Source organism: Streptomyces gilvosporeus, assembly GCF_002082195.1.
GTDB classification, from domain to species: domain Bacteria; phylum Actinomycetota; class Actinomycetes; order Streptomycetales; family Streptomycetaceae; genus Streptomyces; species Streptomyces gilvosporeus.
Map to the genome: position 1 here is coordinate 2762343 of NZ_CP020569.1, position 21614 is coordinate 2783956.

The 21614-nt window shown below is 72.5% G+C and carries 28 protein-coding genes; 8 read left to right on the plus strand and 20 right to left on the minus strand.

Going from position 1 to position 21614, the window contains the following annotated elements; all coding sequences use genetic code 11:
- Positions 1 to 121 precede the first annotated feature (121 nt).
- The 7 genes from trpM to hisI all read right to left on the minus strand — a co-directional run bounded on the left by trpM (position 122) and on the right by hisI (position 4967).
- Positions 122 to 358, minus strand: coding sequence for a tryptophan biosynthesis modulator TrpM (gene trpM, locus B1H19_RS12095; protein ID WP_198535013.1), 237 nt, complete (start codon positions 356 to 358; stop codon positions 122 to 124).
- 15 nt (positions 359 to 373) lie between these two features.
- A complete protein-coding gene (trpC, locus tag B1H19_RS12100; protein WP_083104621.1) occupies positions 374 to 1183 on the minus strand; it encodes an indole-3-glycerol phosphate synthase TrpC in 810 nt (269 codons plus the stop codon).
- 187 nt (positions 1184 to 1370) lie between these two features.
- Positions 1371 to 1826, minus strand: coding sequence for a DUF2752 domain-containing protein (locus B1H19_RS12105; protein ID WP_083104622.1), 456 nt, complete (start codon positions 1824 to 1826; stop codon positions 1371 to 1373).
- Between the two features lie 122 nt (positions 1827 to 1948).
- Positions 1949 to 2194, minus strand: a complete 246-nt coding sequence (locus tag B1H19_RS12110; RefSeq protein ID WP_083104623.1) for an HGxxPAAW family protein — start codon at positions 2192 to 2194, stop codon at positions 1949 to 1951.
- Positions 2195 to 2276: 82 nt separating this feature from the next.
- Positions 2277 to 2948 carry a TIGR02234 family membrane protein gene (locus tag B1H19_RS12115; RefSeq protein ID WP_083109567.1) on the minus strand — a complete coding sequence of 224 codons (672 nt, stop codon included), beginning with the start codon at positions 2946 to 2948 and terminating at the stop codon, positions 2277 to 2279.
- Positions 2949 to 3002: 54 nt separating this feature from the next.
- Positions 3003 to 4538 carry an anthranilate synthase component I gene (locus tag B1H19_RS12120; protein ID WP_083104624.1) on the minus strand — a complete coding sequence of 512 codons (1536 nt, stop codon included), beginning with the start codon at positions 4536 to 4538 and terminating at the stop codon, positions 3003 to 3005.
- A 72-nt stretch (positions 4539 to 4610) separates the two neighbouring features.
- Positions 4611 to 4967 (minus strand): phosphoribosyl-AMP cyclohydrolase, encoded by a 357-nt coding sequence (gene hisI / locus B1H19_RS12125; protein WP_418361442.1) that lies wholly within the window; start codon positions 4965 to 4967, stop codon positions 4611 to 4613.
- A 47-nt stretch (positions 4968 to 5014) separates the two neighbouring features.
- Here hisI and B1H19_RS40325 point away from each other — a divergent pair, with 47 nt between their 5' ends.
- Positions 5015 to 5146: a hypothetical protein gene (locus B1H19_RS40325; protein ID WP_257789442.1), complete on the plus strand. Its 132-nt coding sequence runs from the start codon at positions 5015 to 5017 to the stop codon at positions 5144 to 5146.
- Positions 5147 to 5192: 46 nt separating this feature from the next.
- Positions 5193 to 5825: a TIGR03085 family metal-binding protein gene (locus tag B1H19_RS12130; RefSeq protein ID WP_083104626.1), complete on the plus strand. Its 633-nt coding sequence runs from the start codon at positions 5193 to 5195 to the stop codon at positions 5823 to 5825.
- A gap of 335 nt (positions 5826 to 6160) precedes the next feature.
- Here the strand turns inward: B1H19_RS12130 and B1H19_RS12135 are convergent, their stop codons facing one another.
- Positions 6161 to 7054, minus strand: a complete 894-nt coding sequence (locus B1H19_RS12135; RefSeq protein ID WP_083104627.1) for a LysR family transcriptional regulator — start codon at positions 7052 to 7054, stop codon at positions 6161 to 6163.
- A 94-nt stretch (positions 7055 to 7148) separates the two neighbouring features.
- On the opposite strand from B1H19_RS12135, the gene B1H19_RS12140 reads away from it, so the two are divergent.
- From B1H19_RS12140 to B1H19_RS12150, 3 genes are read left to right on the plus strand one after another with little or no spacing between them, the layout of a single operon-like run.
- The gene (locus B1H19_RS12140; RefSeq protein WP_083109568.1) at positions 7149 to 7856 is read left to right on the plus strand and encodes a succinate dehydrogenase cytochrome b subunit; all 708 of its coding nucleotides are present in this window, start codon (positions 7149 to 7151) and stop codon (positions 7854 to 7856) included.
- A 1-nt stretch (position 7857) separates the two neighbouring features.
- The gene (locus tag B1H19_RS12145; protein WP_083104628.1) at positions 7858 to 9825 is read left to right on the plus strand and encodes a fumarate reductase/succinate dehydrogenase flavoprotein subunit; all 1968 of its coding nucleotides are present in this window, start codon (positions 7858 to 7860) and stop codon (positions 9823 to 9825) included.
- The gene (locus B1H19_RS12150; RefSeq protein WP_083104629.1) at positions 9822 to 10565 is read left to right on the plus strand and encodes a succinate dehydrogenase/fumarate reductase iron-sulfur subunit; all 744 of its coding nucleotides are present in this window, start codon (positions 9822 to 9824) and stop codon (positions 10563 to 10565) included. Before B1H19_RS12145 ends, B1H19_RS12150 begins: the two co-directional genes overlap by 4 nt.
- 1 nt (position 10566) lies before the next feature.
- Here B1H19_RS12150 and B1H19_RS12155 read toward each other — a convergent pair whose 3' ends face one another.
- From B1H19_RS12155 to hisD, 11 genes are all read right to left on the minus strand, one after another.
- Positions 10567 to 11157, minus strand: a complete 591-nt coding sequence (locus B1H19_RS12155) for a nitrile hydratase subunit alpha (RefSeq protein WP_083104630.1) — start codon at positions 11155 to 11157, stop codon at positions 10567 to 10569.
- Positions 11154 to 11438: an SH3-like domain-containing protein gene (locus B1H19_RS40230; RefSeq protein ID WP_083104631.1), complete on the minus strand. Its 285-nt coding sequence runs from the start codon at positions 11436 to 11438 to the stop codon at positions 11154 to 11156. Before B1H19_RS40230 ends, B1H19_RS12155 begins: the two co-directional genes overlap by 4 nt.
- A complete protein-coding gene (locus B1H19_RS40235) occupies positions 11431 to 11700 on the minus strand; it encodes an SH3-like domain-containing protein (protein ID WP_083109569.1) in 270 nt (89 codons plus the stop codon). Before B1H19_RS40235 ends, B1H19_RS40230 begins: the two co-directional genes overlap by 8 nt.
- Positions 11701 to 11764: 64 nt before the next feature.
- The gene (hisF, locus tag B1H19_RS12170) at positions 11765 to 12529 is read right to left on the minus strand and encodes an imidazole glycerol phosphate synthase subunit HisF (protein ID WP_083104632.1); all 765 of its coding nucleotides are present in this window, start codon (positions 12527 to 12529) and stop codon (positions 11765 to 11767) included.
- Between the two features lie 6 nt (positions 12530 to 12535).
- Positions 12536 to 12958, minus strand: coding sequence for a Rid family hydrolase (locus B1H19_RS12175; protein ID WP_083104633.1), 423 nt, complete (start codon positions 12956 to 12958; stop codon positions 12536 to 12538).
- A 33-nt stretch (positions 12959 to 12991) separates the two neighbouring features.
- Complete coding sequence (priA, locus tag B1H19_RS12180) at positions 12992 to 13714, minus strand: bifunctional 1-(5-phosphoribosyl)-5-((5-phosphoribosylamino)methylideneamino)imidazole-4-carboxamide isomerase/phosphoribosylanthranilate isomerase PriA (RefSeq protein WP_083109570.1); 723 nt, start codon at positions 13712 to 13714, stop codon at positions 12992 to 12994.
- An 8-nt stretch (positions 13715 to 13722) separates the two neighbouring features.
- The gene (gene hisH / locus B1H19_RS12185) at positions 13723 to 14370 is read right to left on the minus strand and encodes an imidazole glycerol phosphate synthase subunit HisH (RefSeq protein WP_083104634.1); all 648 of its coding nucleotides are present in this window, start codon (positions 14368 to 14370) and stop codon (positions 13723 to 13725) included.
- A complete protein-coding gene (locus B1H19_RS39240) occupies positions 14367 to 14531 on the minus strand; it encodes a hypothetical protein (RefSeq protein WP_030068237.1) in 165 nt (54 codons plus the stop codon). Before B1H19_RS39240 ends, hisH begins: the two co-directional genes overlap by 4 nt.
- 5 nt (positions 14532 to 14536) lie before the next feature.
- Positions 14537 to 15139: an imidazoleglycerol-phosphate dehydratase HisB gene (gene hisB / locus B1H19_RS12190; protein WP_083104635.1), complete on the minus strand. Its 603-nt coding sequence runs from the start codon at positions 15137 to 15139 to the stop codon at positions 14537 to 14539.
- Positions 15136 to 16242: a histidinol-phosphate transaminase gene (locus B1H19_RS12195; protein WP_418361511.1), complete on the minus strand. Its 1107-nt coding sequence runs from the start codon at positions 16240 to 16242 to the stop codon at positions 15136 to 15138. The genes hisB and B1H19_RS12195 overlap by 4 nt, the downstream gene beginning before the upstream one ends.
- Before the next feature lie 8 nt (positions 16243 to 16250).
- On the minus strand, positions 16251 to 17576 hold the full coding sequence (gene hisD, locus B1H19_RS12200) for a histidinol dehydrogenase (protein ID WP_083104637.1): 1326 nt from the start codon (positions 17574 to 17576) through the stop codon (positions 16251 to 16253).
- 259 nt (positions 17577 to 17835) lie between these two features.
- Between hisD and B1H19_RS12205 the strand changes: the two genes are divergently transcribed.
- The 3 genes from B1H19_RS12205 to ybaK all read left to right on the plus strand — a co-directional run bounded on the left by B1H19_RS12205 (position 17836) and on the right by ybaK (position 20810).
- Positions 17836 to 19437: an oxidoreductase gene (locus B1H19_RS12205; protein ID WP_083104638.1), complete on the plus strand. Its 1602-nt coding sequence runs from the start codon at positions 17836 to 17838 to the stop codon at positions 19435 to 19437.
- 46 nt (positions 19438 to 19483) lie between these two features.
- Positions 19484 to 20230: an LON peptidase substrate-binding domain-containing protein gene (locus tag B1H19_RS12210; RefSeq protein ID WP_083104639.1), complete on the plus strand. Its 747-nt coding sequence runs from the start codon at positions 19484 to 19486 to the stop codon at positions 20228 to 20230.
- An 82-nt stretch (positions 20231 to 20312) separates the two neighbouring features.
- On the plus strand, positions 20313 to 20810 hold the full coding sequence (ybaK, locus tag B1H19_RS12215) for a Cys-tRNA(Pro) deacylase (protein ID WP_083104640.1): 498 nt from the start codon (positions 20313 to 20315) through the stop codon (positions 20808 to 20810).
- Here the strand turns inward: ybaK and B1H19_RS12220 are convergent.
- A complete protein-coding gene (locus tag B1H19_RS12220) occupies positions 20807 to 21583 on the minus strand; it encodes an ABC transporter permease (RefSeq protein WP_237289261.1) in 777 nt (258 codons plus the stop codon). The two genes, ybaK and B1H19_RS12220, sit on opposite strands and share 4 nt — an antisense overlap.
- Between the last annotated feature and the right edge of the window lie 31 nt (positions 21584 to 21614).

Below are 21614 nucleotides of genomic sequence, written 5' to 3' on the forward strand. Positions count from 1 at the left end.
TACGGGAGATGACTGCTGCGCACGCGGGTACCGGTGGCGGCGGGTCCGCCCCGTGGGCGGCCCGCTGCGGCCGGTGGGCACGGCACGGCCGTGCGGCGGCCGGGGACCGTCGGGCCCCGGGTCAGTGCGCGCAGGCCGGACGCCATCGGCGCCCGTTGATCTGTCCCGGCTCCGAGCCGATGTGGTAGCGCACGCGCCGTCCGTGGACGCGCCTGGCGGGTGCCCGGCAGCCGCGCGGCCGGCAGCCGCGCCCCAGCGCCGCGTGCCGGCCGTCCCCGGCGGCCGCGGCGAGCACCACCGACGGGCCCGAGCACAGGCTCGGCCCGGGGCGGCGGATGCGGGAGGCGCTGTCGGTCATGGGGGTCGTCCGGCCTCAGGAACGCCCGTGGCGGATCGCCGGGTGGGAGCCCGCGGCGACCAGGTCGGCGACCGCGGTCCGCGGGTCCTTGCCGGTGACCAGGGACTCGCCGACCAGGACCGCGTCGGCGCCGTCGTTGGCGTAGGCGATCAGATCGTGCGGGCCGCGGACACCGGACTCGGCGATCTTGACGATGTGGTCGGGGATCTCGGGGGCGACCCGGGCGAAGTTGCCGCGGTCGACCTCAAGGGTCTTCAGATCGCGGGCGTTCACGCCGATGATCTTCGCGCCGGCGTCCACCGCGCGGGCGACCTCCTCCTCGTCGTGCACCTCGACCAGCGGCGTCAGGCCGATCGACTCGGCCCGCTCGATCAGCGAGACCAGCGCCGGCTGCTCCAGCGCGGAGACGATCAGCAGCGCGAGGTCGGCGCCGTGGGCGCGGGCCTCCCACAGCTGGTAGGCGGTGACGATGAAGTCCTTGCGCAGCACGGGGATGTCGACCCTGGCGCGGACGGCGTCCAGGTCGGCCAGCGAGCCGCCGAAGCGGCGCTGTTCGGTGAGCACGGAGATGACCGCGGCGCCGCCCGCTTCGTAGTCGGCGGCCAGCGCCGCCGGGTCGGCGATCGCGGCGAGCGCGCCCTTGGAGGGGCTGGAGCGCTTGACCTCGCAGATCACCGTGACGCTCTCGCCCTTGAGGGCGGCCACGCCGTCCATCGCGGGGCGCGCCTTCTGGGCCCGCTCCTTGAGCTCGTCGAGGCTGACGCGTGCCTGCCGCTCTGCGAGGTCGGCGCGGACTCCGTCGATGATCTCGTCGAGCACACTCACGCGAGCGGCCTCCTTCTAGAGCGGTGGGGGCGGACGGTGGCCCCTGCTTCGAGGTGCCGTCCCATCAGGCACTCCGATGGTATCCGCCATGGGGCGGAGGTCCTGCATCCGGTTGACCGCGGTCCCACCACCTGGACATCCGGCGGACATCCGCCGCATGCCCGGTGACCTGGGACCGCCCGTCCGGTCATGGCGCGAGCCCGGTGCCGAAGGGGAGGTTGCGGACGGCCGTGAAAGCCAGCAGCAGGACGGTCAGCGCCCACCAGTGGGCGGCCCGGGGCCGCGGTCCGGCCGTGGGGCGGCCGCGGGCGGCCCGGCACAGCCAGCGGGCGCAGTGGGCGGCGAGGAGCGCGTAGCCGGCCACCGCCAGGGCGTTGGCGTGCAGGGCGGCGGCCAGGTCGCCGTGGGCGACGGCGTAGGCGCTGCGGAGGCCGCCGCAGGCCGGGCAGAGCAGCCCGGTGAGATGGCGCAGCGGGCAGACGGGGTAGTGGCCGGGCTCGTTGGGATCGACGGCGCCGACCAGGGCGAAGGCCGCGGCGAAGGCCGTGGCGGTACCCAGCGGCGCCGCGAGCCGGCGCGGCAGTGCAGGTGTCCTTGGGGCCGCGGCCACAGGATCGGTCACGTGCCCATGGTGAGCCCTCATGCGCGAAGGCGCAGCTTCTCGGCCGCCGTACGGGGTCGGCACGGACGGCGGGTACGCGCCCGTGGGGGGCGTACGGGCCGGGAAGCGGCGCCTTCGGGGTGCTGCCGGGGTGGGAGCGGTGGTCAGCCCTCCTGCGGGCGGGCCTTGGCGGCGGCGACGGGGCTGGCGGCGCCCTTGGGCACCGAGCCCATACCGGCCATGTGCATGATGCCGCCGGCCACCGCGCCGAGGCCGATCAGGACGAAGCCGGCGACCATGCCGGGCACGTTCTCCAGGACCATGAAGGCTCCGGCGACGCAGAAGCCGATGAACGAGATGATGACGCCGGTCCAGGCGGCGGGGGTGTGTCCGTGGCCACTGCTCGACATGAGTGCTCCTCGTTGCTCTCTCGCGCCGGGGTCCGGGCGCGTTAACCGTCGTCCATTGTCACCGATGCCGGGGTCGGCCCCGTTACCGGGTGGGGTCCTCGCCTCGGTCCAGGGACTTCCAGATCTCCTCCGGACGGTCCGGGTCCGCGGGCGGCTGCGCGCGCCGGGGGCCGCGGGCGCCGCCCGGTGTGCGCTCGTACTTCCCCGACATCGCGGGCCAGTGGCGGCCGCGGAGCAGGGCGAGCAGCCCGGCGATCAGGAGCAGCGCGCCGCCGGCCGCGGTCACCCAGGGCCACAGGGTGTGCGTGACGTGATGCACATCGGTGCCGGCCACACCGACCGCGGTGGACGCCTTGTCGCGCAGCGCCGCGGTGTCGGAGAGGCCGAGCACGGCGGCGACCACGGTGCCCAGGCCGCTGAGGGCGAGCAGGGCGGCGACCGCGATCCGGCCGGCCCGGCGCACCGCGAAGACGGCCACCAGGGCGGCGAGGCCGACGACGGCGAGCGCACCGGGCACGCCGGTGACATCGCTGCCGGTCACGCTGTCGGGCAGCGTGCCCTGGGCGAGGACCGCGGAGCCGGTGGCCCAGGTCCGGCCGGTGGCGAGCAGCGTCAGCCCGGCGCCGGCCGCACCGGACAGCAGCGCCGCGGCCAGGCTGCGCCTGCCGCCGGACGCGGGCGGGGCCGCCGCGGGCTCGGGCGCGGGCTCGTCCGCGGGCGCGGCGTCGGTACGGGGCTGGGGTACGGCTTCCACGCGTACCACTATCGCGCACCGCCCCCGGGCACCCGCCGCGCGGGGTGGGGCCCGCTACTTCCCCAGGTGATTGGCCGTGTGCACCGCTCGCAGCACCGCCGCCGCCTTGTTACGGCACTCGGTGTCCTCGGCCAGCGGGTCGGAGTCGGCGACGATCCCGGCGCCCGCCTGGACGTAGGCGGTGCCGCCCCGCAGCAGCGCCGTACGGATCGCGATGGCGGTGTCGGAGTCCCCGGCGAAGTCGAGATAGCCGACGCAGCCGCCGTACAGCCCGCGTTTGGTCGGCTCCAGCTCCTCGATGATCTGCATGGCACGCGGCTTGGGCGCACCGGAGAGGGTGCCCGCCGGGAAGCAGGCCGTCAGCACGTCGAAGGCGGTACGGCCCTTGGCGACCGTGCCCGTCACCGTCGAGACGATGTGCATGACATGGCTGTAGCGCTCGACGGACATGAAGTCGACGACCTCGACGCTGCCCGGCTCGCAGACCCGGCCCAGGTCGTTGCGGCCCAGGTCGACCAGCATCAGATGCTCGGCGCGCTCCTTGGGGTCGGCCATCAGCTCGTCGGCGAGGGCCTGGTCCTCCTGGACGGTCGCACCGCGCGGCCGGGTGCCGGCGATCGGATGCACCATCGCCCGGCCGTCCTCGACCTTCACCAGCGCCTCGGGGCTGGACCCCACCACGTCGAAGGCCCCACCGTCCTCGCCCTCGAACCGGAAGAGGTACATGTACGGGCTGGGGTTGGTGGCCCGCAGCACCCGGTAGACATCCAACGCACTCGCCGTACACGGCGTTTCGAACCGCTGCGAGGGCACCACCTGGAACGCCTCGCCGGCCCGGATGCGCTCCTTGATGTCCTCGACGGCCTCCTGGAAGGCGGGCCCGCCCCACTCGGCGCTGTACGGCGGCACCTCGGACGGCGGCAGCGCGGCGGCGCTGGCGGGCGCGGGCCGGGCCAGGTCGTAGGCCATGGCATCCAGACGGGCCACGGCATCCGCGTACGCCTCGTCGACCCCGGTCTCCAGATCATTGTGGTTGATCGCGTTGGCGATCAGCAGCACCGTGCCGTTCCAGTGGTCGAGGACCGCGAGATCGGAGGTGAGCAACATGGTCAGCTCGGGCAGCCGCAGATCGTCGCGGGTACTGTCGCCGATCTTCTCCAGGCGGCGCACGATGTCGTAGCCGAGGTAGCCGACCATCCCGCCGGTAAACGGCGGCAGGCCCGCGCCCTCGACCAGATCGTGCGGGGTGTGCAGCGCCTCGACGGTGGCCCGCAGCACGGCCAGCGGATCGCCGTCGACAGGCACGCCGACGGGCGGGGTGCCCAGCCAGTGGGCGCGGCCGTCACGCGTGGTGAGGGTGGCGGCGCTGCGGACGCCGATGAACGAGTACCGCGACCACGTACGGCCGTTCTCGGCGGATTCGAGCAGGAAGGTGCCGGGCCGTTCAGCGGCGAGTTTGCGGTAGAGCCCCACCGGGGTGTCGCCGTCGGCGAGCAGGCGCCGGGTGACGGGGATGACCCGGCGGTCCTTGGCGAGGGCGCGGAAGGTGTCGAGGTCCGGAGTGGCGGTGCCGGTGGTTCCCGTGGTCATGGCGTCGGATCCTAGTGGCGATCAGCGCCGCCCGCGGCGCGCGTCCGTCTGATGACCGGCCGGGGCGTGCGGTCAGTCCTGCCGGAGGAGGACATCCGCGTCGAAGCAGGTGCGGGCGCCGGTGTGGCAGGCCGCGCCGACCTGGTCGACCTTGACCAGGACGGTGTCGGCGTCGCAGTCCAGGGCCACCGACTTCACATACTGCACATGGCCGGAGGTGTCGCCCTTGACCCAGTACTCCTGGCGGCTGCGGGACCAGTAGGTGGCCCGCCCGGTGGTCAGCGTGCGGTGCAGCGCCTCGTCGTCCATCCACCCCATCATCAGCACCTCGCCGGTGTCGTACTGCTGGGCGATGGCGGGGAACAGGCCGTCGGCACCGCGCTTGAGGCGGGCGGCGAGGGCGGGGTCCAGGGCGGAGGCGGTGTTCATGAGGCCCATTGTGCCGTGCCGCGCGCCCGGTACGGCATGCTGCCGGTATGCCTGAGCCGCCCCTGCCGCCCCCGCCGCCGGATCCGGACCGGGCGGCGCGGGTCGCGCTGCGGGTGCTGGCGGCGGTCTTCCTGGCCGCACTGGTGGTGGGCGGCGTCCTGGTGGTACTCACGCGCTGAGTGTGGCGCCGTGGCAGCGGGCGGAGCACGGTCGTAGGGTGACCGTATGTCGACCCATGCGAAGCGTGAACGGCTGCTGCTCGCCGATCTGTTGGAAAGCGCGGGCCCCGAGGCGCCGACCCTGTGCGCGAACTGGACCACGCGGGACCTGGCCGCGCATGTGGTCGTCCGCGAGCGGCGCGCGGATGCGGCCGGCGGGCTCCTCCTCAAGTCACTGGAGGCGCGCCTGGAACGCGTGCAGGCGGAATTCGCCGCCAAGCCCTACGACGAACTGATCCATCTGATCCGCACCGGCCCGCCCCGGATGTCCCCGTTCGCCCTCAAGCAGATCGACGAGGCGTCCAACACGGTGGAGTTCTTCGTCCACGCCGAGGACGTACGACGCGCCCAGCCGGACTGGAGCCCGCGGGAACTGGACCCCGTCTTCGCCGACGCCCTGTGGTCCCGCATCGAACGCATGGCCCGCGTCCTGGGCCGCAAGTCGCCGGTAGGCGTCGTCCTCCGCCGTCCCGACGGCCAGACCGCGGTGGCCCACCGCGGCACCCCCGTCGTCACCGTCACCGGCTCCCCGGCCGAACTCACCATGTTCGCCTTCGGCCGGCAGGCCCAGGCCGACGTCGAACTGGACGGCGAGAAGGAGGCCGTGGAGAGGCTCCTGACGGCCTCGCTGGGCGTTTAGCCCGTCCGCTGCGCTTTGCCTGAGCCGACGGATTCGGCTTTCTCGCCGTTTCGCCTGCGGCGGGCTGTGCCTCCCCCAGCTAACGCTGGGAGGTGCCCCCAGCGCGGGGCTGTCCGGCAGCGGCACCGGCCCTACACGGCTCCGCCGCTACGGCCCGGCACCTCCCCGTTGGGGGTGGAAAAAGACGTGGGGGTGGACCACCGGCCTTTCCCTCCCCCACCGTCGGGAGGGGCCGCACCGGAGGACGAAGTCCGCAGGGGCGGCACCGCGGCCGACACACAACCCCAGCCCGCCGCAGGCGCAACGGCGGCAAACCCCCGCGGCGGGGCAGCCAACTACGTGGGGAGAATCCGCCCTCGGAGGATCCGTTCCAGCTCCCGCGCCGCCCGCGACGGCGAGACGTCGCCGCGATGGGCGACCGAGACGACGCGATGCATACCGCGGGTCGCGAACCGCGTAACCCGCAGGCCGGACCGGTCGGCGACCATGCTCGGGACGACGGCGATGCCGAGGCCGGCTCGGACGAAGCCGAGGACCGCGTCCATCTCACCGCCCTCGACCGTGAAGGTCGGTTCGAAGCCCGCCGCGCGGCACGCCGCCGTGGTGAATTCCCGCAGGTCGTAGCCGCGGCGGAACATGGCCAGGGGGCGGCCGCGCAGGTCCTCGACGCGGATGCGGGTGCGGCGGCCGGTGACGGGCGCGGGCCGGTCCGGGGCGGAGACCACGACGAGTTCCTCGCGCAGGAGGTCGGAGGTGGCCAGGGCGGGCGCCTGGACCGGCAGCGGGGTGATGACCAGGGCGAGGTCCAGTTCGCCGTCGGCCAGGGCGCGGACCAGGTCCTGGGAGCCGTCCTCGGTCACGAGCAGCTCGACGCCGGGGTAGGTGGCGTGGAAGGCGCTCAGGACGTCGGGGACAAGGCTGGCGCAGAGGCTGGGCGGGGCACCGAGCCGGAGCCGGCCGCGGCGGAGCTGGGCGACCTCCTGGACCTCGCGGCGGGCGGTCTCGGTGTCGGCGAGGATCCGGCGGGCCAGAGGGAGCAGGGTCTCGCCGGCGTCGGTGAGGGTGATGTGGCCGCGGGCGCGATGGAAGAGTTCGGCACCCAACTCCCGCTCCAGCGACCGGATCTGCTGGGAGAGGGAGGGCTGGGCGACGTGTTCGCGCTCGGCGGCCCGGGTGAAGTGACGGGTGTCCGCGACGGCCGTGAAGTAGCGGAGCTGCTGCAACTGCATAAGGGGAATGTAAGGCATCGATAGGCCCAGACTATGGAGATCAGCCGGATCATGTCTTGGACTGATGGACGGCTGCGTCCTTACCGTCGGCCTCATGGCAGCACTGGACACGCGGACGGATCGACGGCCGTCCTTCGCCGGCCTCCTGTGGGGCTCGACCGTCGGCAAGAAGACGGCGATGGCCGTCAGCGGCATCGTGATGCTGCTGTATCTGGTCGTCCACATGCTGGGCAACCTCAAGATCTTCTTCGGGGCCGGGACCTTCGACGGGTACGCCGCCTGGCTGCGCACGATCGGCGAGCCGTTCCTGCACCACGAGTGGTTCCTGTGGATCGCGCGGGTGGTGCTGGTCGCCGCCGTCGTCACCCATGCCGTGGCCGCGTACCAGCTCAGCCGCCGGGACATCGCCGCCCGCCCGGTCGCCTATGCACACAAGCGACGCCGCGCGAGTTACGCCACCCGCACCATGCGCTGGGGCGGCGTCATCCTCGGCCTGTTCATCGTCTGGCACATCCTGGACCTGACGACGCTGACGGTGAATCCGCACGCCGCGCCCGGCCACCCGTACGCCAACGTCGTGGCCACCTTCTCCACCTGGTACGGCGACGTCATCTACATCGTCGCCATGCTCGCGCTGGGGCTCCACGTCCGGCACGGCTTCTGGAGCGCCGCACAGACCCTCGGGGCGGGCAGCGCCGCCCGCGACCGGGTTCTGAAGACCACCGCCAACGCCCTCGCGCTGCTGCTGACGGCCGGCTTCATCTCGGTACCCGTCGCCGTCATGACCGGATTGGTGAGCTGACGTGACCGCATCCCCTGCTTCCCCCTCGTACACCGACTACCCGACCGGCGACCCGGTCGTCGACACCAAGGCCCCCGGGGGCCCGATCGCCGAGCGCTGGGACACCCGCCGTTTCGAGGCCAAGCTGGTCAACCCGGCCAACCGGCGCAAGCACACCGTGATCGTCGTCGGCACCGGCCTGGCGGGCGGCGCGGCCGGCGCCACGCTCGCCGAACAGGGCTACCGCGTGGTGCAGTTCTGCTATCAGGACTCGCCGCGCCGGGCCCACTCCATCGCCGCGCAGGGCGGGATCAACGCGGCGAAGAACTACCGCAACGACGGCGACTCCGTCCACCGGCTGTTCTACGACACCGTCAAGGGCGGCGACTTCCGGGCGCGCGAGTCCAACGTCCACCGGCTGGCGCAGGTCTCCGTCGAGATCATCGACCAGTGTGTGGCGCAGGGCGTGCCGTTCGCCCGGGAGTACGGCGGGCTGCTCGACACCCGCTCGTTCGGCGGCGTCCAGGTCTCCCGTACGTTCTACGCCCGCGGCCAGACGGGCCAGCAGCTGCTGCTCGGCGCCTACCAGGCCCTCAGCAGGCAGATCGCCGCGGGCACCGTGGAGATGCACCCGCGCACCGAGATGCTCGACCTGATCGTCGTCGACGGGCGGGCCCGCGGCATCGTCGCCCGCGATCTGCTCACCGGCCGGATCGACACCTACTTCGCGGACGCGGTCGTCCTGGCCTCCGGCGGCTACGGCAACGTCTTCTACCTCTCCACCAACGCCATGAACTCCAATGCGACCGCCATCTGGCGGGCGCACCGGCGCGGCGCCTACTTCGCCAACCCCTGCTTCACCCAGATCCATCCGACGTGCATCCCGCGCACCGGCGACCACCAGTCCAAGCTGACGCTGATGAGCGAGTCGCTGCGCAACGACGGCCGGATCTGGGTGCCGAAGGCGAAGGGCGACGAGCGCTCCCCGAAGGACATCCCGGAGGACGAGCGCGACTACTACCTGGAGCGCATCTACCCGTCGTTCGGCAATCTCGTGCCCCGTGACATCGCTTCCCGGGCGGCGAAGAACGTGTGTGACGAGGGGCGCGGGGTGGGGCCCGGCGGCCAGGGGGTGTATCTGGACTTCGCCGATGCCATCGCGCGGATGGGCCGCAAGGCCGTCGAGGCGAAGTACGGGAACCTCTTCGACATGTACGCCCGGATCACGGACGAGGATCCGTACGAGGTGCCGATGCGGATCTACCCGGCGGTGCACTACACGATGGGCGGGCTGTGGGTCGACTACGACCTCCAGACCACCGTCCCGGGCCTGTTCGCCGTCGGGGAGGCCAACTTCTCCGACCACGGCGCCAACCGCCTGGGGGCCTCCGCGCTGATGCAGGGCCTGGCCGACGGCTATTTCGTCCTGCCCTCGACCATCAACGACTATCTGGCCCGGCACCCCCACCAGGACGAGGTCGACGGCGGTCATCCGGCGGCGGTGGCGGCCGTACGGGAGACCGAGGAGCGGCTGGCCCGGCTGCTGGCGGTGGACGGGGACCGTACGCCCGACTCCTTCCACCGCGAGATCGGCGAACTGATGTGGGAGTACTGCGGGATGGCCCGCACGGACGCCGGACTGCGCAAGGCGCTGGCCCGTATCCCGGAGATCCGCGAGGAGTTCTGGCGGCGGATCAAGGTGCCGGGCACCGGCGAAGAGTTCAACCAGTCGCTGGAGAAGGCCAACCGCATCGTCGACTACCTGGAGCTCGCCGAGCTGATGTGCCTCGACGCGCTGCACCGGGCCGAGTCCTGCGGCGGCCACTTCCGCGAGGAGTCGCAGACGCCGGACGGCGAGGCCGCCCGCCGCGACGAGGAGTTCTCGTACGCGGCCGCCTGGGAGTTCACCGCCACGGGTGCCGCTCCCACCCTCCACAAGGAAGACCTGGTCTTCGAGTACGTCCACCCCACCCAGCGGAGCTACGCATGAGGCTCACCCTGCGCGTCTGGCGCCAGAAGAACGCCGACGCCGACGGCACGATGTCCACCTACGAGGTGGACGGCATCGCGAAGGACATGTCCTTCCTGGAAATGCTCGACACCCTCAACGAGTCGCTGATCCTCTCCGGCGAAGACCCGGTCGCCTTCGACCACGACTGCCGCGAGGGCATCTGCGGTGCGTGCAGCCTCGTCATCAACGGCGAGGCGCACGGCCCGGAGCGGACCACGACCTGTCAGCTGCACATGCGGGCGTTCTCCGACGGCGACACCATCGACATCGAGCCGTGGCGGGCCGCGGCGTTCCCGGTCGTCAAGGACCTGGTGGTGGACCGCGGCGCCTTCGACCGGATCATCCAGTCCGGCGGCTACATCACCGCCCCGACCGGCGCCGCTCCCGAGGCGCATGCCACCGCGGTGCCCAAACCCGCCGCCGATGCGGCCTTCGAGCACGCCGAGTGCATCGGCTGCGGCGCCTGCGTGGCGGCCTGCCCGAACGGTTCGGCGATGCTGTTCACCTCGGCGAAGGTCAACCATCTCAACGTCCTGCCGCAGGGCGCGCCCGAGCGCGAGTCGCGGGTGCTGGACATGGTGGAGCAGATGGACGCCGAGGGCTTCGGCGGCTGCACCCTGGCCGGTGAGTGCGCCACGGCCTGCCCCAAGGGCATACCGCTGTTCAGCATCACGCGGATGAACCGCGAGTTCGTGCGGGCGGCGCGCAAGGGGCGCTGAGTCACACCGCGGCGGTTCCGATGAGCCCTTCCCGGGTGACGAGCGCGGCCAGCTCGGGCTCGCTCATCTCCCCGGTGCCCTCGGGCCGCCGCGGCAGGACCAGGTAGCGGCTCTCCGCACTCGAGTCCCATACCGTGATCGCGGTGTCCTCGGGGAGCTCCAGCCCGAACTCGGCCAGCACCGCGCGCGGTTCCCGCACCACGCGGGCGCGGTAGGCCTCGCTCTTGTACCAGGACGGCGAGGGCCCCAACAGCCCGATCGGGTAGCAGGAACACAGCGTGCACACGATGACGTTGTGGGCGGCCTCGGTGTTCTCGACGACCTTGAGCCGCTGCTCCTGGATGCCGCCCGCCATCGAGAGCCCGATCTCCGGCAGCACGGCGTTGGCATCGGCCAGCAGCCGTCGCCGGAAGTCCTCGTCGGCCCACGCCCGCGCCACGATCCGCGCCCCGTTGAGCGGCGAGGCCCCCTGGAGCATCGCCGCGAGCGCCGCGTCCAGCTGGGTCTCCTCGACCACACGGGCCTCGATCAGCCGCTCCTCCAGCCGCCTGACCCGTGCCGCCACCGGCGTACTCGGGTGTCCCTCGCTCATGCCTCGGCCCTCCGTGCCCGCTCGATGTACGACTCCCACAGGTCGACCGTGACCTCGTGGTCTCCCTCGCCCCACAGGTCTCGCGCCGCGAAGGCCACGGTGTAGACCGCCTCGACACGCGGCTCGGCGACGCCCGCGGCCACCTCGTCGGCGAGCGCCCAGCGGCCCTGCGACTCGACGATCCGCCCCACCTGCCCGCGGACATAGCGCGGCACGCGGGTGTGCCCCGCGGGATCGCCGGCGCGCACCCGGACCCGCTCCCCGGCCCGGAAGTCACCCATCGGCGAGCACCTTCCGCTCCGCGAGCAGCGTCTCGATCGCGATCAGCCACCGCTCGTAGTACGAGGTCGCCAGGTACTGCCGGGGGTCCATCCGCTCGACCGCGTCCCGGAACTCGTCGAGGCGGTAGACGCCGTTGCGTACCAGCACGGAGTTCAGCGCGAAGACCCGCGCCTCCCAGTCCGCGTGGAACGGCGGCTCGTCCGCCTCGATCCGCAGTGCGCCGAATCCGGTCTGCCCACCCACATCATTGACACGACTCATGGGCGGAGCGTACGGGCCGGGATCGCCGCGGCGGGTGCGGGGCGCGCGCCGGGCCCGCACCGGGCTACCGCACCGGGTGCCCGGCCCCCCGCAGCGCGTCCTTGACCTGGCCGATGCGCAGATCGCCGAAGTGGAAGACGGAGGCGGCCAGGACGGCGTCCGCGCCCGCGGCCACCGCCGGGGCGAAGTCCTCCAGTTTGCCGGCGCCGCCGCTGGCGATCACCGGGACGGTGACGTGCTTGCGGACGGCCTCGATCATCGCGGTGTCGTAGCCGTCCTTGGTACCGTCCGCGTCCATGGAGTTCAGCAGGATCTCGCCGGCGCCCAACTCGGCGGCGCGGTGGGCCCATTCGACGGCGTCGATGCCGGTGCCGCGGCGGCCGCCGTGGGTGGTGACCTCGTAGCCGGACGGGGTGCCGGCGTCGGTGCGGCGGGCGTCCACGGACAGCACCAGCACCTGGCTGCCGAAGCGTTCGGCGATCTCGCGGATCAGCTCGGGGCGGGCGATGGCGGCGGTGTTGACGCCCACCTTGTCGGCGCCGGCCCGCAGCAGCTTGTCGACGTCCTCGGGGGTGCGGACGCCGCCGCCGACGGTGAGCGGGATGAAGACCTGTTCGGCGGTGCGGCGGACCACGTCGTAGGTGGTCTCGCGGTTGCCGGAGGAGGCGGTGATGTCGAGGAAGGTCAGCTCGTCGGCGCCCTCGTCGCCGTAGATCTTGGCCATCTCGACGGGGTCGCCCGCATCGCGCAGGTTCTGGAAATTGACGCCCTTGACGACCCGGCCGCCATCGACGTCCAGGCAAGGGATGACTCGGACCGCCAGGGTCATTGCTGTTCAGGCCTCTCTGAAGAGTGTCCGGTCCGCGGGTTCGGACGGCTGTCGGAAAGCTTCCAGCTCGACTTCCACCAGGACGCGGGAGTCGGCGAAGCCGGAGACCACGACGACGGTCGTGGCGGGCGGGGCCGCGCCGAAGAGCTCCTTGTGGGCCCGGCCGGCGGCGTCCACATCGCGCAGATGGGTCAGGTACATACGGGTGCGCAGCACGGCCGAGGCGTCCAGGCCGAAGGGTGTCAGGGCCGCCAGCGCATGGGCGAAGGCGGCCCTGGTCTGCTCGTACGGGTCGCCCTCGCCCTGGAGGACTCCGTCGGCAAGCGGCATGGTGCCGGCGACCAGGACCCGGTCGCCGGCGGCGACCGCGCGGACGGACCCGAAGGTCTCTTCCCAGTGGCTGCCGGTCCGTACGCGTTCGATGGTCATCACGCCGCCTTTCGCTGCACCGTTAGGTCACGGTTATGACACCGCCGCCAGGGCCTCTTCCAGGGTGAAGGCCTTGGCGTAGAGCGCCTTGCCGACGATGGCGCCCTCCACACCTTCGGGCACCAGCGTTGCAAGCGCCCGCAGGTCGTCGAGGGAGGAAACGCCGCCGGAGGCCACGACCGGGCGGTCGGTGGCCGCGCAGACGTTCTTCAGGAGGTCGAGGTTGGGGCCCTGGAGGGTGCCGTCCTTGTTGATGTCGGTGACGACGTAGCGGGCGCAGCCCTCGGAGTCCAGGCGGGCCAGCGTCTCGTAGAGGTCGCCGCCGTCGCGGGTCCAGCCGCGGCCGCGCAGCGTCGTGCCGCGCACGTCCAGGCCGACCGCGATCTTGTCGCCGTGCTCGGCGATGATCTTGGCGACCCAGTCGGGGTTCTCCAGGGCGGCGGTGCCGATGTTGACGCGGGTGCAGCCGGTGGCCAGGGCGGCGGTCAGCGAGTCGTCGTCGCGGATGCCGCCGGACAGCTCGACCTTGATGTCCATGGAGCGGGCGACCTCCGCGATCTGGGTGCGGTTGTCGCCGGTGCCGAAGGCGGCGTCCAGGTCGACGAGATGCAGCCATTCGGCGCCGGCCCGCTGCCAGGCGAGGGCCGCCTGGAGCGGGTCGCCGTAGGAGGTCTCGGAGCCGGACTCGCCGTGGACGAGGCGGACGGCCTGGCCGTCGCGGACGTCGACGGCGGGGAGGAGTTCGAGCTTCGGCATCAGGGTGCTCACAGGGTGTTGATCCAGTTGGTCAGGAGCTGGGCGCCGGCGTCGCCGGACTTCTCGGGGTGGAACTGGGTGGCCCACAGCGGGCCGTTCTCGACGGCCGCCACGAACCGCTCGCCGTGCGCGGCCCAGGTGACCTTCGGCGCGGCGATATGCGGGTTGCCGGTCTCCAGCTCCCAGTCGTGCACCGCGTAGGAGTGCACGAAGTAGTAGCGGGCGTCGGCGGGCATCCCGGCGAAGAGCCGCGAGCCCTCGGGGGCCTCGACGGTGTTCCAGCCCATGTGCGGGACGACCTCGGCCTTGAGCGGGCCGACCGTACCGGGCCATTCCTCCAGGCCCTCGGTCTCGACGCCGTGCTCGATGCCGCGGGCGAAGAGGATCTGCATACCGACGCAGATGCCCATCACGGGGCGGCCGCCGGACAGCCGGCGGCCCACGATCCAGTCGCCGCGGGCCTCGCGCAGACCCCGCATGCAGGAGGCGAAGGCGCCGACGCCGGGGACGAGCAGGCCGTCGGCGTTCATGGCGGTGTCGTAGTCGCGGGTGATCTCGACGTCCGCGCCGACGTGCGCGAGGGCGCGTTCGGCGGAGCGGATGTTGCCGAAGCCGTAGTCGAAGACGACGACGCGCTTACGGGATGCGGCGGTCAATTCCACACCTCCAGCCGGAGCACGCCGGCGGCCAGGCACAGCGCGGAGCCGATGGCGAGCACGGTGATGATGCTCTTCGGCAGCTGCTGCTTCCAGAAGGAGTAGACGCCGCCGAGGAGGAAGAGCCCGAGCAGGATGAAGACGGTGGACAGGCCGTTCACGGTGACTACAGCGCTCCCTTGGTGGACGGGAGGATGCCGGCCGCCCGCGGGTCGTGCTCACTGGCGTAGCGCAGCGCCCGGGCCAGCGCCTTGAACTGGCATTCCACGATGTGGTGGGCGTTGCGCCCGTAGGGCACGTGGACGTGCAGGGCGATCTGCGCCTGCGCGACGAAGGACTCCAGGATGTGCCGGGTCATCGTCGTGTCATAGGTGCCGATCATCGGCGCCATGTTCTCCGGCTCGGTGTGGACCAGGTACGGCCGGCCGGAGAGGTCGACGGTGACCTGGGCGAGCGATTCGTCCAGCGGGACGGTGCAGTTGCCGAAGCGGTAGATGCCGACCTTGTCGCCGAGGGCCTGCTTGAAGGCGGCACCCAGCGCGAGGGCGGTGTCCTCGATGGTGTGGTGGGTGTCGATGTGCAGATCGCCGTCGGTCTTGACGGTGAGGTCGAACAGACCGTGCCGGCCGAGCTGGTCGAGCATGTGGTCGTAGAAGCCGACGCCGGTCGCCACGTCGACCTGCCCGGTGCCGTCGAGGTCGATCTCGACGAGGACGGACGTCTCCTTGGTGATGCGCTCGATTCTTCCGACGCGACTCTCGCGAGTCATGCGCTCAGCTCCTTCTTCAGATCTCGGACCGCGTCGAGGAACGCGTCGTTCTCGGCCGGGGTGCCGGCGGACACCCGCAGCCATCCCGGTACGCCGTTGTCCCGGACCAGGACGCCCCGGTCGAGGATCTTCTGCCAGACCGCGTGGGCGTCCTCGAAGCGGCCGAACTGGACGAAGTTGGCGTCGGACTCCGTCACGTCGTAGCCCATCGCGCGCAGCTCGGCGACCAGCCGGTCGCGCTCCTTCTTGAGCTGGTCGACGTAACCGAGCAGGGTGTCGGTGTGCTCCAGCGCGGCGAGCGCGGTGGCCTGGGTGACGGCCGACAGGTGGTAGGGCAGCCGCACGAGCTGGACGGCGTCGACGACCGCGGGGTCGGCGGCGAGATAGCCCAGGCGCAGCCCGGCCGCGCCGAACGCCTTGGACATCGTGCGGGAGATGACCAGATGCGGGCGTCCGTCGAGCAGCGGCAGCAGCGAGTCGCCGTGGCTGAACTCGACGTACGCCTCGTCCACGACCACCAGCGAGGGCCGGGCCGCCTGGGCCGCCTCGTACAGGGCGAGGACCGCCTCGGCGGGGACGGCGTTGCCGGTGGGGTTGTTGGGGGTGGTGATGAAGACGACGTGGGGGCGGTGCTCGGCGATGGCCCGCTCGGCGGCCGCCACGTCGATGGTGAAGTCGTCGTTGCGCGGGCCGGAGATCCAGCCGGTGCCCGTGCCGCGGGCGATCAGCGCGTGCATCGAGTACGAGGGCTCGAAGCCGATCGCGGTGCGGCCGGGTCCGCCGAAGGTCTGGAGCAGCTGCTGGAGGACCTCGTTGGAACCGTTGGCGGCCCAGACCTGGTCCTTGGTGACCTGGTGGCCGCCGGTGCGGGTGAGGTAGCGGGCGAGCTCGGTGCGCAGTTCGACCGCGTCGCGGTCGGGGTAGCGGTTGAGCTCGCGGGCCGCCTCGGTCACCCGCTCGGCGATCCGCGCCACCAGCGGTTCGGGCAGCGGGTAGGGGTTCTCGTTGGTGTTCAGGCGTACCGGCACGTCCAACTGCGGGGCGCCGTACGGGGACTTGCCGCGCAGCTCGTCCCGGATGGGGAGGTCGTCGATACGGGTCACGTGCTCGCTCACTTGCTCTGCGGGACCTTCCAGTCGAACCTGGCCTTGATCGCGGCGCCGTGGGCCGGGAGGTCCTCGGCCTCGGCGAGGGTCACCACATGGTGGGCGACCTCGGCCAGCGCGTCGCGGGTGTAGTCCACGACATGGATGCCGCGCAGGAAGGACTGCACGGACAGCCCCGAGGAGTGGCAGGCGCAGCCGCCGGTGGGCAGGACGTGGTTGGACCCGGCGCAGTAGTCGCCGAGCGAGACCGGGGCGTAGGGGCCGACGAAGACCGCGCCGGCGTTGCGGACCCGGGCGGCGACGGCGGCGGCGTCGGCGGTCTGGATCTCCAGGTGCTCGGCGCCGTAGGCGTCGACGACCCGCAGGCCCTCGTCGAGGCCGTCGACCAGGACGATGGCGGACTGCCGGCCCGAGAGCGCCGGGACGATGCGGTCCTCGACGTGCTTGGTGGCCGCGATCTGCGGCGCCAGCTCCTTCTCGGTCTTGTCGGCCAGCTCGACGGAGTCGGTGACCAGGACGGCCGCGGCCATCGGGTCGTGCTCGGCCTGGCTGATCAGGTCGGCGGCGAGGTGGACCGGGTCGGCGGTGTCGTCGGCGAGGATGGCGATCTCGGTGGGGCCGGCCTCGGAGTCGATGCCGATACGGCCCTTGAGCAGGCGCTTGGCGGCGGCGACATAGATGTTTCCGGGGCCGGTGACGAGGTTGGCGGGCAGGCACTCCTCGGTGCCGTAGGCGAACATCGCAATCGCCTGGGCGCCGCCGGCGGCGTAGACCTCGTCCACGCCGAGCAGCGCGCAGGTCGCCAGGATCGTCGGGTGCGGCAGCCCCCCGAAGTCGGCCTGGGGCGGGGAGGTGACGGCGAGCGACTCGACGCCGGCCTCCTGCGCGGGGACGACGTTCATCACGACCGAGGACGGATAGACCGACCGGCCGCCGGGGACGTAGAGACCCACCCGCTCGACGGGGACCCAGCGCTCGGTGACCGTGCCGCCGGGGACGACCTTGGTGGTGTGGTCGGTGCGGCGCTGCTCGCGGTGGACGAGCCGGGCGCGCCGGATGGACTCCTCCAGGGCCGCGCGGACGGCCGGATCCAGCTCGTCGAGGGCCTTGGTGAGCGCCTCGGCGGGGACCCGCACCCGCTCGATCTCGACGCCGTCGAACCGCCGCGCGTACTCGATCAGCGCCGCGGTGCCGCGATGGCGTACGTCCTCGCAGATCGGCCGCACCTTCTCCAGGGCGGCTTCCACGTCGAACTCGGCACGGGGCAGCAGGTCGCGCAGGGCGCCGCCCTCGGGGAGGGCGTCACCGCGCAGATCGATTCGGGAGATCACCCTCCCAGTGTCTCAGACCCGATCTCGGGCCCGGCCGCCCGTATCACTCAGTGATACACAGCCAGGCACGGGCCGGACGCCCGCCACAAGGGCCGGTACCGGCCGCGGGAAGTTGACCGGAGTTGCCCCTCACTGCGCGTGTTCAACCGGTCACCGGCCGGGCAAGGGGTCCGTACAGGCGTACGGAGAGACGTACGGAGACAGGAGATACGTCCGCGATGACCACGCGAGGCACGGGGGCAGGGAAAGGGGGATCCAGGTGACCGGTCCGGCAGACGGCGACGCGCCCGCCGACCTGCGGCTGACGTCGGCGGAATGGAGCATGTGGCAGTCCTTCCGCAACGGCAGTACCTGCGATCTGCACATCGGGGACCCGGCCCGCGACGATCCCCACGGACAGCATCTGTGGGGCCCCGAGCGGCGGGTACGGGCCCGGGTGCTGGCGCTGCTGCTGCTCGACGGGCCGCCCGCGCAGCCCGGACGGGTCTCGGCGCTCAAGCTCACGGGGGCGTACATCACGGACACTCTCGACCTTGCGGGCGGCACGATCAAGCCATTCGTGGAGCTGCGGGACTGCCGGTTCGAGGCCGAGGTGGTCCTGCCCGAGAGCCGGTTCACCACCCTGCGGATGGTGAACTGCGCGATCCCCCGGCTGGAGGCCGCCCGGCTCCAGACGGAGGGCGATCTGCACCTGCCGCGCTGCGTGGTGCAGAACGGCATCCGGCTCACCGACGCCCACATAGGCACCGACCTGATGCTCAACCAGGCCGTGGCGCACAAGGACCGCCAGGGCCGCTCGATCATGGCGGACGGCCTGACCGTCGCCCAGGACCTCCAGGCCGAGATGCTGGAGTCCTACGGCGAGCTCTCGCTGCGCGGCGCCACCATAGGCGTCTCGCTGAGCCTGCGCGGCAGCCGGCTGAGCAACCCCTTCGGCCGCCGCGCGCTGAACGCCCCGCAGCTGACCGTGGAACGCACCCTGTATCTGACCGCCGCGGGCCTGGCGAACTCCCCGTTCTCCAGCGGCACCACTCCCCCCTACGGCATCTCGGTCACCCCCACGCGCGGCACCCGGATGCAGCGCTTCGAATGCGAGGGCGGGATGCGGCTGGACGACGGGCGGTTCGGCGACGCCGTCGACCTCGAACACGCCCGCTTCCTGATGGAGTCCGACCAGGAGCTGTCGCTGCGCCGCATCCAGACGCCCGAGCTGCGGTTCCTGTGCGAGCGGCCGCAGCGCGGGCGGGTGATCCTCTCCGGTGCCCGGGTGGTCAACCTCGTCGACAAATCGGCCAGCTGGCCGGGGCTGGGCGGGCTGTGGATGGCCGGCTTCGCCTACGAGACGCTGATCCCGCGCGGCCATTTCCCGCTGGCGCTGCGGCTCCAGTGGGTGGCCGCGGCGACTCCGGAGTACGCGCCCGAACCGTACGAGATGCTGGCCGCCTCGCTGCGCGCCAGCGGGGAGGACGCCGACGCCCGCGAGGTGCTGCTGGCCAAGCAGCGGCGGCGCCGCGAGACGCTGCCGCTGGCGGCGAAGACGTGGGGTTTCCTCCAGGACTGGACGGTGGCGTACGGCTACCGTCCCGGGCGGGCCGCGGTCTGGATGGCCATCCTCTGGGCCATCGGCACCCTCTACTTCTCCGAGTACCCCCCGCCGCCGCTCAAACAGGGCGAGGCCCCGCCCTGGAACCCGTATCTCTACTCCCTCGATCTCCTCCTCCCGGTGATCGACCTCAACCAGGGCTCGGCGTGGAAACCGGGCGGCGGCGCGCAGTGGGTGGCGGCCGTGATGATCCTGCTGGGCTGGGTACTGGCCACGACGGTGGCGGCGGGGGCCTCGCGGTTGTTGCGGCGGCAGTGAAACCGCGGCGTGGGACTCGAAAACGTGGGGCATTAGGCTACGGCCCGTGACCTCCCTGCGCCTGCCGCTCTTCCCGCTCAACTCGGTGCTGTTCCCGGGGCTCGTTCTCCCGCTGAACGTCTTCGAGGCGCGGTACCGAGCGATGATGCGCGATCTGGCCGAGCGGCCCGAGGACGAGCGCCACTTCGCGGTGGTCGCGATCCGGGACGGCCGGGAGGTCGCCCCGACGGCGCAGGGCATGCCGGACGCCACGATGCCGACGGCCGAAGGACCCGCGGCCGGTTTCGGGGACGACCCGATGCAGGCGTTCCACACGGTGGGCTGTGTCGCGGACGCGGCCACCATCCGCGCCAAGTCGCCCGGCCCGGACGCCGGCTACGAGGTGCTGGCCACCGGCACCACCCGTTTCCGGCTGCGGTCGGTGGACGCCTCCGGGCCGTATCTGACGGCCGAGACGGAGGAGCTGGAGGAGGACCCCGGCGAGGGCGCGGGCGCGCTGGCCTCCGGGGTCGTACGGGCCTTCCGTACCTACCAGAAGCGGCTGGCCTGGGCGAACGAGCGGACGATCTCCAGCGGCCAGGAGCTGCCGGCCGACCCGTCGGTGCTGTCGTATCTGGTCGCCGCCGCGGCCGTGCTGGACGTGCCCGCCAAGCAGCGGCTGCTGGAGGCGCCCGACACCGCGGACCGGCTCGGCCAGGAGCTGACGCTGCTGCGCCAGGAGTCGGCGCTGCTCGGTAAGCTCCCGTCGCTGCCGGCGGTGGACCTGACCCGGCAGCCGACCAGCCCCAACTGACCGCCCGGACCGGCAGATCCGCCCGACGCGGGGCACGAACGAGCGGCACGGACGCGCAGCACGAACGCGAGGCACGAAGACGTTGGCGAAGAAGTCCAGGAAATCCGTGGGCACCCCCGCGACGGTGGCCCTCACCGAGGCGGGCGTCGCCTTCACCACCCACTCCTACGCACACGACCCGGCCGTCGCCTCCTACGGCGAGGAGGCCGCCGAGGCGCTCGGGGTGTCGCCGGACCAGGTGTTCAAGACGCTGCTGGCGGAGGTGGACGGGGCGCTGACGGTGGCCGTGGTGCCGGTGTCCGGTTCGCTGGACCTCAAGGCGCTGGCGGCGGCGGTGGGCGGCAAGCGGGCCGCGATGGCGGACCCGGTGGCGGCCGAGCGGGCCACGGGCTACGTCCGCGGCGGCATCTCACCGCTCGGCCAGCGCAAGCGGCTGCGGACGGTCGTGGACACCTCGGCGGAGGGCCGGGAGACGGTGTGCGTCTCGGCGGGCCGGCGCGGTCTGGAGGTCGAGCTGGCACCCGCGGACCTGGTGACGCTCACGGGTGCCCTGCTCGCACCGATCGCCCGCCTCCCTTAGGAGGCCGGCGGCCGCTCGTCCCCGGGCCGTTGCCGCTCGTCCGGTGCCGGACGCTCCTGCCCGTCGGACGCCGGACCGCCGGCCGACGGGGGCGGGCCGTCCGGTGCCGGGGTGCCCTCCGCCGCGGGCCAGTACACGGCCGGCTGCGGGTCGGCCGGGCCGAACAGGGCGGTCAGCACGAGGTGGGTCAGCGTCGCGGCGACCGGCCAGGCCAGCAGCGCGCCCTTCATGCCCAGCAGGAGCGGGCCGTCGAAGGTGACTCCGGGGCCGACCTGCTTGGCGTGGGCGGCGACATCGACGGTGGGGCCCAGCCACATGCCCATCCGCCAGCCCAGCAGCGCGCCGAGGAGGCCGCCGAGGGCCAGCGCCACCACCAGCGGAACGCCGCCGCGGCGGCGGAGGAGGAAGACCGCCGCGGCGGTGAGCACGCCGAGGGCCAGCGAGAGCAGGATGAAGGTGCCGTCGGCGGCGATGGCCTCCTCGCCCTCGGTGTTCTTGAGGTAGACGGCCTTGGTGTCGGAGATCAGCGGGGTGTGCGGGGCGAGCCAGTTCCACAGCGCGCCGAGCAGCAGGCCGCACAGCGCGACGACGAGCGCGATCAGCGCGGCCTCGCGCAGTTCGCGGGCGAGCCCGGGGCCGCCGTCCTCGGCCGTGGCCCCGTGGTCGGTGGCGGGCACGGCCCAGGGGCTGGGCACGTCGTCGGCGCTTGGCCGGCCGTGGTGCGGCGGCTCGTTCGGCGGCTGGTTGTTGCGTGGCGTCAGCGGTGCGGTCACCCCGTCATCGTGCCAGGTCGGCGCGCCGGGG

What these genes read in the sequence shown, in the direction of transcription:
- trpM (WP_198535013.1), bottom strand. Translation starts at nt 358, where the DNA reads ATGACCGACAGCGCCTCCCGCATCCGCCGCCCCGGGCCGAGCCTGTGC.
- B1H19_RS12105 (WP_083104622.1), bottom strand. Translation starts at nt 1,826, where the DNA reads ATGAGGGCTCACCATGGGCACGTGACCGATCCTGTGGCCGCGGCCCCA.
- B1H19_RS12110 (WP_083104623.1), bottom strand. Translation starts at nt 2,194, where the DNA reads ATGTCGAGCAGTGGCCACGGACACACCCCCGCCGCCTGGACCGGCGTC.
- B1H19_RS12120 (WP_083104624.1), bottom strand. Translation starts at nt 4,538, where the DNA reads ATGACCACGGGAACCACCGGCACCGCCACTCCGGACCTCGACACCTTC.
- hisI (WP_418361442.1), bottom strand. Translation starts at nt 4,967, where the DNA reads ATGAACACCGCCTCCGCCCTGGACCCCGCCCTCGCCGCCCGCCTCAAG.
- B1H19_RS40325 (WP_257789442.1), top strand. Translation starts at nt 5,015, where the DNA reads ATGCCTGAGCCGCCCCTGCCGCCCCCGCCGCCGGATCCGGACCGGGCG.
- B1H19_RS12130 (WP_083104626.1), top strand. Translation starts at nt 5,193, where the DNA reads ATGTCGACCCATGCGAAGCGTGAACGGCTGCTGCTCGCCGATCTGTTG.
- B1H19_RS12135 (WP_083104627.1), bottom strand. Translation starts at nt 7,054, where the DNA reads ATGCAGTTGCAGCAGCTCCGCTACTTCACGGCCGTCGCGGACACCCGT.
- B1H19_RS12140 (WP_083109568.1), top strand. Translation starts at nt 7,149, where the DNA reads ATGGCAGCACTGGACACGCGGACGGATCGACGGCCGTCCTTCGCCGGC.
- B1H19_RS12150 (WP_083104629.1), top strand. Translation starts at nt 9,822, where the DNA reads ATGAGGCTCACCCTGCGCGTCTGGCGCCAGAAGAACGCCGACGCCGAC.
- B1H19_RS12155 (WP_083104630.1), bottom strand. Translation starts at nt 11,157, where the DNA reads ATGAGCGAGGGACACCCGAGTACGCCGGTGGCGGCACGGGTCAGGCGG.
- B1H19_RS40230 (WP_083104631.1), bottom strand. Translation starts at nt 11,438, where the DNA reads ATGGGTGACTTCCGGGCCGGGGAGCGGGTCCGGGTGCGCGCCGGCGAT.
- B1H19_RS40235 (WP_083109569.1), bottom strand. Translation starts at nt 11,700, where the DNA reads ATGAGTCGTGTCAATGATGTGGGTGGGCAGACCGGATTCGGCGCACTG.
- hisF (WP_083104632.1), bottom strand. Translation starts at nt 12,529, where the DNA reads ATGACCCTGGCGGTCCGAGTCATCCCTTGCCTGGACGTCGATGGCGGC.
- B1H19_RS12175 (WP_083104633.1), bottom strand. Translation starts at nt 12,958, where the DNA reads ATGACCATCGAACGCGTACGGACCGGCAGCCACTGGGAAGAGACCTTC.
- priA (WP_083109570.1), bottom strand. Translation starts at nt 13,714, where the DNA reads ATGCCGAAGCTCGAACTCCTCCCCGCCGTCGACGTCCGCGACGGCCAG.
- hisB (WP_083104635.1), bottom strand. Translation starts at nt 15,139, where the DNA reads ATGACTCGCGAGAGTCGCGTCGGAAGAATCGAGCGCATCACCAAGGAG.